Here is a 9678-nt window from a genome sequence, read left to right on the forward strand (position 1 = left end):
CATGCTTGGCCACATCAAGATACCAAGCAGACCCAGGGTGGTATTGAGGGTGAAGCGTCCCAGGTTGGTCCCTGCGCCAGGCAGATCACCGCTGATCAGGTGGTTGACCATGCTGCTTGGCTCGTCGAAGTTGTTGACGAAGTTGTCTATCCCCTCCTTGACGCTGTCCGGCACATAGTCGGCATAGCTGTGGATCACCGGGCGAGCAACATAAGGCTCGAGCACATCAAAGTTGACCGCCCACATGGCGCGGTTGGCGCCCTGAAAGGGATCCTTGGGATCGTTGGCGGTACTGGTTGCCCCGGGGGCATTGTGATTGCTGAGCCCCACATCCAGGCTCGCGGGTCCCGATTTGGGTGGGCCGCCAGCACAGCCACCGAGCAGCAGTGCCAGTACCCATGCACCTAAACGCACTTGCATACTGATTTACCTTGAGAAAGTCACTTGAACTGTTTGATTATTATAAACGGCTCGGCCCCAAAGGGGCCGAGTAAAGATGCTATTAGAGGGCGCGATCGATACGGATGTCAATCGGCACTGTCGGAATTGTCGCTGTTGATACCGTTATCGATACCCCTTCGAAGGCCCCCTCCTTGTTCATGACGTTGCCGCCCGCGGAGAGCCTGGCCTTGAACTGCAGCTCGGGGTTCACTTCAAGTTTGCTGCCTTCGATCATGGCATCTCCATCTCCGAGAGAGAGCGTGATAGGCAGTTTGGGATCCCTGATCCGCTTGACTGCAATCGGCATGGGCGGGCCATTGGGCACCACGGCAAACACGAAGAGGTGAGGATCACTTGGCATCTGGATGCCGGGTGCCAGGGTGATGTGGATGGGGAATTCACCCGCCTTCACCTCCAGGCTCGCTCCCGTCGGCTCATTGCCACTCGCCGTCATCGGGGCTATCTGACCGCCCCGCTTGGCCAACTGCTGCTGAGCATACTCGATGGAGCGCTCTATCATCTGATAGCGGCTCGACCCCTTCTCCATCAATGGCAGCATCGCCTGCCAACGGGCGAGGGCCGTCTTGAAGTCCTCTTTTTGCAGTGCAATGAAGGCATAGGTGGAACGCGCTTCAAGATCCTGGGGATCGCTGGCAATGGCCTGCTGCAGCAGCCCATCGGCTTTAACTTCATCGCCGTTCATCATCAACGCCTGGGCATAGGGTACCGTCACCAGACGTCTGTCCGGCGCCATCTTGTAGGCCCGCTCCAGGGAGCTGAGCGCCGTATCCGGATCGTTGCCATCCAGCGCCAGACGTCCGAGTAGCAGCCAGCCACGGTAATCGTCCGGCTCCTCTGCCAAGCGGGTACGCAGCCCCAGCATGAAGTCCTGCAGATCCTGCTCTGTTACATTGCTGTCACGCTCGACCAGGATTTTATTGCTCAGTTCGGACAAGCGAGCATTGACCGATTGCCAATGCATCACCTCTTGCCAGGAACCCAGCTTGGCGTAAAGCCCCAAACTCACCACCACCAATACCAGGACACCGGGGATCCAGACCAGGCTGCGACCTGAACTGGCGGTCTGTTCGACATCGGGGATATCGTCCAGCAGGCTGCGTTGCAGCTCCACAAGAGACTCATGCTCCTCGGCCAAGATCCCCTGATCTCGCTCCTCCCCTATCTCCACTACCCGTTGGCGATAGAGCTGTTTGTTGAGCGCCGAGCGACTGATGGTTTGGCGGCTCTCACCCCGCAGCAGCGGCCGGGCCAGGGTCAGGCTCACCAGCGCCAGTAAGGCGACGATGACAATCCAGAATGCGATCATTGTTTCTCTTCCTCTTTGAGCAGGGCAGCCAGACGGCGACTCTCCTCATCGTTCAATCCCGGCTGGAGTGCAGTCTCACTCTCGGGCCGCTTGCGGGCGCGGGCCGCCACCACACAGAAACCAATCACTATCACCCCGAATGGCCCCAGCCAGAGGATCAAGGTGGAGGCCATCATCGGCGGGTCATAGAGAATGAAGTTGCCGTAACGCGCCACCATGTAGTCGATGATCTCCTGCTTATCCTTGCCCTGATGTACCATCAGGTAGGTCTTGTCACGCAAGTCCTTGGCAAGGCCAGCATTGGAGTCGGCGATGTCCTGGTTCTGGCACTTGGGGCAGCGCAGCTCCTTGGTCAACTCGCGAAAGGTCTGCTCCTGGGCATCGCTGTCGAAGCTGTAGACGTCAATGGCAGCCCGGGCCGACCAGGAGGTAGCCAAGGCCAGGGTCAGCAAGAGCGCGAAGAAACCGGAGCGCATCATTTCATCCCCTCGTAGATGGGCTTGAGGGTGGATGCCCACACCTGGGCATTGACATCCCCCACGTGGCGATAGCGGATGATGCCCTGGGAGTCGATGAAGAAGGTCTCAGGGGCGCCGTAGACGCCGAGATCCAGGCCCAGCATACCATCCGGATCGTAGAGACTGACCTTGTAGGGGTCTCCCAGCTCGTCCAGCCACTTGAGGGCCTTGTCGCGCTCATCCTTGTAGTTCATGCCGACTATGGTCACCCCCTGCCCTGCCAGCTCCTTGAGGTAGGTGTGCTCGGCGTAACAGGTGGGGCACCAGGTGGCCCACACGTTGAGCAACATGGGCCGCCCCTTGAACAGGCTGCTGTCGTGCTGCTTGTTGAGATCGTGCAAGTCTTGCAGGGTGAACAGGGGCACCTCCTTGCCGACCATCACGGATTCGAGCTTGCGCGGATCGGAATAGAGCCCCTTGAACAGGAACACGGCCCCCAGCATGAAAATGACGAAGGGGATCAGAAACAGCCAGGTCTTCTTGCTCATGGCTTGATCTCCTCTTCTTCACGCCGACCAAACCGATAACGCTTGTCCAGCATGGCGAGCACGCCACCGATGGCCATGAAGACGCCACCAAACCAGATCCAGCGCACGAACGGCTTGTAATAGATACGCACGGCCCAGGCGCCATTATCAAGCGGCTCACCCAGCGCCGCATAGAGATCCCGGGTGAAACCGGCATCGATGGCCGCTTCCGTCATCGGCATGCGGCTGACGAGGTAGTTGCGCTTCTCCGGCTTGAGCAGGGCAACCTGCTTGCCATCACGGTGCACCTCAAGCACGCCCTTGAAACCTTCGTAGTTGGGACCGTTCTTCTCCTTGATACCGGTGAAGACAAACTCGTAGTCGGCGAAATGCACCCTGTCCCCGGCCTGCATACGCAGGTCCTTCTCGATGCTGTAGTTCTGGGTACAGGCGATGCCTATGATGCTGACCGCCAGACCCACGTGGCCGAAGATCATGGCCCAGTGGCTGTTGCCGAGTCGGCGAACACCCACTGCGAAGCTGTGCTTGTGGGTGGCGCGCACCCAGGTCTCCTGAATGCTGGTAATGATGATCCAGGCGCCCAGGCCTATGCCAAGCGCGGCCCAGGGTTTGAATGCCTCGGCAAAGAACCAGGGCAGCAGCAGGGCGGCGGCCAGACTCAATACTAGGGCGAGGATGACCTTGCCCTTGAGCTCGCCTACCGCCTGACGGCGCCAGCGGAACAGCGGGCCAACCCCCAGCAGGGCGGCGAAGGGGATGATGAGCCAGCTGTAGATATGGTTGAAGAAGGGGGTACCGATGGAGATGCTCCCCAGACCCAGCTCCTTGTGCACCAAGGGCAACAGGGTACCGAGCAGCACGGTCAGCAGCCCGGCCATCAGCAGTATGTTGTTGCCAAGCAGCAGGGTCTCGCGACTCCAGAACTCATGCTTGCCATGGCTCTTCACCTGGGACCCCTTGAAGGCAAACAGCAGCAGGGAGCTGCCGATCACCGCCAGCAGGAAACCGAGAATGAAGAGGCCTCGGGTCGGATCCGAAGCAAACGCATGCACCGAGACCAGCACGCCGGAGCGCACCAGGAAGGTACCCAGCAGACTCAGGGAGAAGGCCGACAGCGCCAGCAGCACTGTCCAGGCCTTGAAGGTGGCCCGCTTCTCGCTGACGGCCAGAGAGTGCAGCAGGGCAGTGCCCGCCAGCCAGGGCATGAAGGAGGCATTTTCCACCGGGTCCCAGAACCACCAGCCACCCCAGCCGAGCTCGTAATAGGCCCACCAGGAGCCAAGCACTATGCCCAAGGTCAGGAAGACCCAGGCCGCCATGGTCCAGGGACGGGACCAGCGCGCCCAGGTGGCGTCGAGACGCCCGGTCATCAGGGATGCGATGGCAAAGGCAAAGGCAACCGAGAAGCCTACATAACCCATGTAGAGCATGGGCGGATGGAAGATGAGGCCCGGATCCTGCAACAGGGGGTTGAGATCGCGACCATCGACCGGGAAGAACGGCAGGGTGCGGGTGAAGGGATCCGACGTGAAGAGCACGAAGGCGGTGAAACCAACTGCAATCAGGCCCAGCACCCCCAGCACCCGTGCCACCGCATCCAGCGGCAGGCTGCGACTGAACAGCGCCACGGCCGCCGTCCAGCCTCCCAAGGTCAGTACCCAGAGCAGCAAGGAGCCCTCATGAGCCCCCCACACCGCCGAGATCCGGTACTGCAGCGGCAACAGGCTGTTGGAGTTGGTCGCCACATATTGCACGGTGAAGTCATTGTCGACAAAGGCCCAGGTCAGGCACAGAAACGACAACAGCAACAGCAGGAACTGGGCATAGGCGAGCGGGCGGGCGGCTTGCATCATGCCAATCCGCCCCCACTTGGCGCCGAGCAGCGGGTAGCTGCCGAGCAGCAAGGAGGTGGCGAAAGCCAGGATCAGGGCAAACTGGCCAAGTTCCGGGATCATAATGGGCATCCTTTCAGAATCGAAGAGCGGGCGGCAAGGGGCGAGAGATCACTCAGGCGGCGCATCATGGCTTGCCACCCTGAAGCTGCGCCTCGGTGTAATCCGGTTTGTAGTGCTTCATCCCCTTGAGGGCATCGGCCACTTCCGGCGGCATGTAGTTCTCATCATGCTTGGCGAGCACCTCGAAGGCGGTCACGGTCCGGGCATCCTTGAGGTTGCCCTGGGCCACTATGCCCTGCCCCTCGCGAAACAGATCCGGCAGTATGCCGTCATAGGTGACGGTGACCCGCTCGCCGCTGGCATCGATCAGATCGAAGGCCACCAACAGGCTGTGGCTGTCACGCTTTACCGAACCCGGCACCACCATGCCGCCGATGCGAAGGCGTTGCCCCTCCTCGGGCTTGATCTTGTCCGGCCCCTTGCCCAGCACCAGCTCACCCGGGGTGTAAAAAAGATCGATATTCTGGCTGAGGGCATAGAGCACCAGGCCAATCACGGCGGCAACCCCCGTGCTGATGGCCAAGATGATGGTCAGACGCTTCTTGCGGCGCGGGTTCATAACAGAGTCTCCATCGAGAGAGTGCCGGATGAGGGGGGGATCACAGGGTGTTCTCCATCTGCTGGGCCGCCAGGCGACGCGACTCGCGAGCCTGCTTGTTGCGCAGATCGCTAAGCAGAGTACGGTGTTTGATGCGGGTGGTCACTATGATGCCGACCAGACAGAGCCAGGAGAGACCAAAGGACAGCCACACATAAAAGCCGTAGCCTCCCATGGCCAAAAATTCGCTCAAAGACGAAAAGTGCATGTTATTTCTCCTGCTCGACCAGGGCCTTGACCCAGGGCCTGTGCCACTCGCGCATGATCAGCTCATTGCGAAAACGCATCAGGGTAAGGGCGCCGAGGAAGGTGGCAAAGGCCACTATCATCACCAGCAGCGGCCACAGCATGCTGGGGGCAATGGAAGGCTTGGCAAACTTGGTGATGCTGGCGCCCTGATGCAGGGTGTTCCACCACTCCACCGAGTAGTGGATGATCGGCAGGTTGATGACGCCGACCAAGGCCAGGATACCGGCGGCGCGACCGGCTACCACCTTGTCGCTGAAGGCGTTGTAGAGGGCTATCACCCCGAGATAGAGGAACAATAGAATAAGCTCTGAGGTGAGGCGGGCATCCCATACCCACCAGGCGCCCCACATGGGCTTGCCCCAGGCTGCGCCGGTAAAGAGGGCAATAAAGGTGAACACGGCGCCGACCGGGGCGATGGCGGCCACCGTCATGTCGGCCATGCGCAGTTGCCACACCATGCCGATGAAGGCGGCGATGGCCATGGTGGAGTAAGCCCCCCATGGAGAGAATGGCGGCGGGCACGTGGAGATAAATGATCCGGAAGGAGTCACCCTGCTGATAGTCGGCGGGCGCGAAGGCCAGCCCCCAGACGGTGCCTATGATGAAGGCGAGCAGACTTATCACCGCAAACCAGGGCAATAAGCGACCGGCCAGCCGATAGGCTTGCTCCGGTTTGGCATAGGGATGCAACCATTTCCACATAGCTCACAAAACCTTTCTGTTATTAATATCGTTGGCGCCGCCTACCTTACTCACTGCCTTCGGCGTGCAAATACCCCGAAAGAAATAAGCGGCGCTCTCCTTGATCCATCGCAACCTAATTGGCCAACAAATGACGACTGCGAGCCAAACGAGCGGGCGCATTATGCCCAGCCAATGCTAACCCAGAGTGAACGAAGTCAGCAGCGGAGTAATTATTCAATGAAACCCGTCAGTTTACACTCACCCTCAGGGAAGCGGAGACGGCGAACGGCGTCATGATCAGGGCGCCCACCAGCATGGCGCCCAGAATGGCGAGCTGGCCGCTGTAAGGCAGCCCCAGACCGGCCGCATCAATGGCCGAGGTGGCGAAGATCAGTACCGGGATATAGAGCGGCAGAATAAGCAGGCTGAGCAACACCCCCCCCTTGCGCAGGGCTACCGTCAGCGCGACCCCGACGGCGCCAAGCAGACTGAGGATGGGGGTGCCCAGGGCCAGGGTCGCCGCCATGGCGAGCCAGGTATTGACGTCCAGAGAGAGCAGCACGGCAATGAGCGGCGAGACAAGCAATAGCGGCAAGCCGGTCAGCAACCAGTGCGCAGTCACCTTGGCCAGGGCCAGCAGCCCGAGAGGATGAGGCATCAGCATCATCTGCTCCAGCGCGCCATCGGCAAAGTCATCCCGAAACAGTCGCTCCAGAGAGAGCATGGCCGCCAGCAGCGCCGCCACCCAGATGATACCGGGTGCTATGCGAGCCAGCAGCTGGGGTTCCGGGCCTATGCCCAGGGGAAAGAGGGTGATCACTATCAGGAAAAACCAGAGCGGATTGAGAATGTCGGCCCGCTGGCGAAACGCCATCAACAACTCGCGATGGATCAGGGTCAACACGGCACTCAGCATGGGGCCTCCATACGACCAGGGGTGAGGGAAAGCGTCTTGAGCCGGCCCTGCATCAGGCTCATGTCCTGATGGGTGGTGAGTATCACAATGCCACCCCGTTCCCCATGGCGCAGCATCAACCGCTCCAGCACCTTGACCCCCTGCTTGTCGATGGCCGTAAAGGGCTCATCAAGCACCCACAATGCCGGTGTATCGCAGAGCCAGAGCCGGGCCAGGGCGACCCGCCGCTGCTGTCCGGCCGAGAGCTGGGCACTGGGGTAGTCCTCGAAACCGGCCAGGCCAACCTGGGCCAGGATCTGCCACAGATCGGCTTCTACGGCGCCGTTTTGATGCAGTTTTTGATAGAAGCTGAGGTTCTCGAGGGGAGTCAGCCCCCCCTTGACCCCGGGCTGATGGCCCAGATAGAGCAGGTTGGCATGATACTCATCGCGGCAGTGACGGATGTTTTCACCCCGCCAGCGTACCTCACCAGCAAAGGGTTGGGAGAGCCCGGTGATCAGGCGCAGCAAGCTGGTCTTGCCCACCCCGTTCGGGCCTTCAATCTGGAGCAGATCGCCGGGAGAAACGGAGAAAGAGAGGTGCTCAAACAGGGTGCGATCTTCACGCACGCAGCTCAGATTGTGAACGTCAAGCAGCATGGGGATGGGTTCAGATGAAAAGTAGCGGTCTGCATGTTAACACAGTATTGGAATGGGTCTTTTCAAAGATAGAAACCGGGCACCGGTTTTGTGGGGGAGATCCCGCCGACGCCTGCCCGGCAAGCAGATGAGGTGCAAAGGGAGACTAACGGGAGAAGAGGCAACGGGAAGGCGACTGCCTTCCCGTGGATTATGAGCGACCCTTGCGCAATGAGATCAACAACTCGGCTTCCGCCTTGGGCAACTCACATTCGTTCATCACCTCGTCCAGATCCGCCCCCAGCTCCACCATCTTGGCGGCACGGCTGTAGAGCCGGCGATCCGGATCCTGCAGGGTCAGCTCCTGCTGGCGATCCCCAAGCTGCTGGGCGTGAGCCTCAACCCCTTGCAGGCGCTGACCCATGCCGATGGCACCGGTGTGCAGCTCCATCATCTGCTTGCGCAGGCTATCGAGCTGGCCTTTCAGAGCCATCGCCTTCGCCTCGGACTCCTGTCCGGCGCGCCGAGCCTGGCGCCATCCGGCCAGGGCAACAGCCAACGCCAGCAGGGACAACCCCAAGGCAATCGCTTCAAGTATCAATTCATCATCCTCATCTGCTCACGCCGGGCCTGCTGCCAAAGAGCGGCAACAACCGGCATCATCCATTGGCCTCAGCCTTAGAGAGAGCCGATATCGTCCCACTCTTCGTCTGACAGCAACTTGTTGAGATCGACCAGGATCAGCAGTTGGCCATCGCGATTGCTGACCCCCTGAATGAACTTGGCGCTCTCCTCGGTTCCCACGGCAGGTGCCGCGTCTATCTCGGAGGAACGAAGGTAAACCACCTCGGCCACGCTGTCGACCATGATGCCGATCACCTGCTTCTCCGCCTCTATGATGACGATGCGGGAATTCTCGCTCACTTCACCACCGGGCAGACCGAACCGGGAGCGGGTGTCGATAACGGTCACCACGTTGCCGCGCAGGTTGATGATACCGAGCACATAGTCAGGGGCACCGGGCACCGGGGCAATCTCGGTGTAGCGCAACACCTCCTGCACCTGCATCACATTGATGCCATAAGTCTCGTTTTCGAGCTGGAAGGTGACCCATTGCAGCACTTCGTCTTCCGCCAGATTCTGGGCAATATTGCGCTTTTGTGTCATGTCTTGTTCCTTGTATGAAAACATCTCGTTCCGGCAACACGGCCGGGTGGCGATCAGTACCCTGTAATATTGACGCCCCGCGCCAGCAGGACCAGCAACTCCCTGACGTGAAGCAGGGCGCACATCTTCTCTTTGACCATGCCGGCGAGCCAGGGGCGTTTGCCCTCCTGATGACGCCACTTGACCTGATCCCGATGCAGCAGCTCGGTCCCCTTCAAGTGATGGCAAGCAAGTCCCCAATTGGACTCACCCAACATGATCAAGTAATTGTAATCAGCGACCTCGAGGTCTTTCTCCGGCATTACCCAGAGTGCGGTATCGACCACACTCATCTGTTGCTCACGCTGGGTCATGATGCCACGGTACCACTTGGGTTGGCCGAACAATGCACTCACCTCCCCCAACTGATGGATGCCACCCAGCTCCATCAGCGGCACGGCGAAGGTCACGCCGGCCACTTCGAAGAAGAGGGCCTGGAACTCATTGCCCATCTCGATATTCTGCCAAGGCGCGGCGTCTGGCAGCAGACTCTCGGCAAGTTCGGCGGCCGTCTCGCTCTGCAGCGTCTCTACCGGCAACGCGACAGGAACAGGCTCGTACTGGGGTTCAGGCTCGGCCAGCAATGCCTCGGTGACGACAGCCAGCGTCTCCACGTCCGGGGAGGCCTCAACCTCCAATGACTCGCCAGAGCGAAGGGTTCAACCGTCGCCTCCTGGCT

Annotated in this window: 10 protein-coding genes and 3 pseudogenes; all 13 read right to left on the minus strand. The window is 60.2% G+C overall.

What is annotated here, in order from left to right:
• Positions 1-420 (minus strand): annotated as a pseudogene (locus tag G113_RS16550) (MlaA family lipoprotein); the annotation flags it as partial.
• Positions 421-502: 82 nt separating this feature from the next.
• A complete protein-coding gene (gene ccmI, locus G113_RS16555) occupies positions 503-1768 on the minus strand; it encodes a c-type cytochrome biogenesis protein CcmI (RefSeq protein ID WP_005907427.1) in 1266 nt (421 codons plus the stop codon).
• Entirely contained in the window at positions 1765-2244 is a 480-nt protein-coding gene (locus tag G113_RS16560; RefSeq protein ID WP_005907428.1) for a cytochrome c-type biogenesis protein, read from the minus strand. Before G113_RS16560 ends, ccmI begins: the two co-directional genes overlap by 4 nt.
• Complete coding sequence (locus G113_RS16565) at positions 2244-2774, minus strand: DsbE family thiol:disulfide interchange protein (RefSeq protein ID WP_005907429.1); 531 nt, start codon at positions 2772-2774, stop codon at positions 2244-2246. The genes G113_RS16560 and G113_RS16565 overlap by 1 nt, the downstream gene beginning before the upstream one ends.
• On the minus strand, positions 2771-4729 hold the full coding sequence (locus tag G113_RS16570) for a heme lyase CcmF/NrfE family subunit (RefSeq protein WP_005907431.1): 1959 nt from the start codon (positions 4727-4729) through the stop codon (positions 2771-2773). Before G113_RS16570 ends, G113_RS16565 begins: the two co-directional genes overlap by 4 nt.
• Before the next feature lie 64 nt (positions 4730-4793).
• Complete coding sequence (ccmE, locus tag G113_RS16575; protein ID WP_005907433.1) at positions 4794-5288, minus strand: cytochrome c maturation protein CcmE; 495 nt, start codon at positions 5286-5288, stop codon at positions 4794-4796.
• Between the two features lie 40 nt (positions 5289-5328).
• Entirely contained in the window at positions 5329-5535 is a 207-nt protein-coding gene (ccmD, locus tag G113_RS16580) for a heme exporter protein CcmD (protein ID WP_005907436.1), read from the minus strand.
• A gap of 1 nt (position 5536) precedes the next feature.
• A pseudogene (locus tag G113_RS16585) lies at positions 5537-6278 on the minus strand (heme ABC transporter permease).
• A gap of 229 nt (positions 6279-6507) precedes the next feature.
• Positions 6508-7176, minus strand: a complete 669-nt coding sequence (gene ccmB / locus G113_RS16590; protein ID WP_005907438.1) for a heme exporter protein CcmB — start codon at positions 7174-7176, stop codon at positions 6508-6510.
• On the minus strand, positions 7170-7814 hold the full coding sequence (gene ccmA / locus G113_RS16595) for a cytochrome c biogenesis heme-transporting ATPase CcmA (protein ID WP_005907440.1): 645 nt from the start codon (positions 7812-7814) through the stop codon (positions 7170-7172). Before ccmA ends, ccmB begins: the two co-directional genes overlap by 7 nt.
• A 190-nt stretch (positions 7815-8004) precedes the next feature.
• The gene (locus tag G113_RS16600; protein WP_152436086.1) at positions 8005-8391 is read right to left on the minus strand and encodes a DUF2802 domain-containing protein; all 387 of its coding nucleotides are present in this window, start codon (positions 8389-8391) and stop codon (positions 8005-8007) included.
• 80 nt (positions 8392-8471) lie between these two features.
• A complete protein-coding gene (locus tag G113_RS16605; RefSeq protein WP_005907442.1) occupies positions 8472-8960 on the minus strand; it encodes a chemotaxis protein CheW in 489 nt (162 codons plus the stop codon).
• 53 nt (positions 8961-9013) lie between these two features.
• Positions 9014-9466: pseudogene (locus G113_RS16610) on the minus strand (chemotaxis protein CheW); the annotation flags it as partial.
• Positions 9467-9678: the final 212 nt, after the last annotated feature.

It is taken from the genome of Aeromonas molluscorum 848 (assembly GCF_000388115.1).
In the GTDB taxonomy this organism is placed as follows: domain Bacteria; phylum Pseudomonadota; class Gammaproteobacteria; order Enterobacterales; family Aeromonadaceae; genus Aeromonas; species Aeromonas molluscorum.

Bases quoted from the DNA above. Each gene is read 5' to 3' on its own strand.
- ccmI (WP_005907427.1), bottom strand. From the start codon at position 1,768: ATGATCGCATTCTGGATTGTCATCGTCGCCTTACTGGCGCTGGTGAGC.
- ccmD (WP_005907436.1), bottom strand. From the start codon at position 5,535: ATGCACTTTTCGTCTTTGAGCGAATTTTTGGCCATGGGAGGCTACGGC.
- G113_RS16560 (WP_005907428.1), bottom strand. From the start codon at position 2,244: ATGCGCTCCGGTTTCTTCGCGCTCTTGCTGACCCTGGCCTTGGCTACC.
- ccmA (WP_005907440.1), bottom strand. From the start codon at position 7,814: ATGCTGCTTGACGTTCACAATCTGAGCTGCGTGCGTGAAGATCGCACC.
- ccmE (WP_005907433.1), bottom strand. From the start codon at position 5,288: ATGAACCCGCGCCGCAAGAAGCGTCTGACCATCATCTTGGCCATCAGC.
- ccmB (WP_005907438.1), bottom strand. From the start codon at position 7,176: ATGCTGAGTGCCGTGTTGACCCTGATCCATCGCGAGTTGTTGATGGCG.
- G113_RS16605 (WP_005907442.1), bottom strand. From the start codon at position 8,960: ATGACACAAAAGCGCAATATTGCCCAGAATCTGGCGGAAGACGAAGTG.
- G113_RS16570 (WP_005907431.1), bottom strand. From the start codon at position 4,729: ATGATCCCGGAACTTGGCCAGTTTGCCCTGATCCTGGCTTTCGCCACC.
- G113_RS16565 (WP_005907429.1), bottom strand. From the start codon at position 2,774: ATGAGCAAGAAGACCTGGCTGTTTCTGATCCCCTTCGTCATTTTCATG.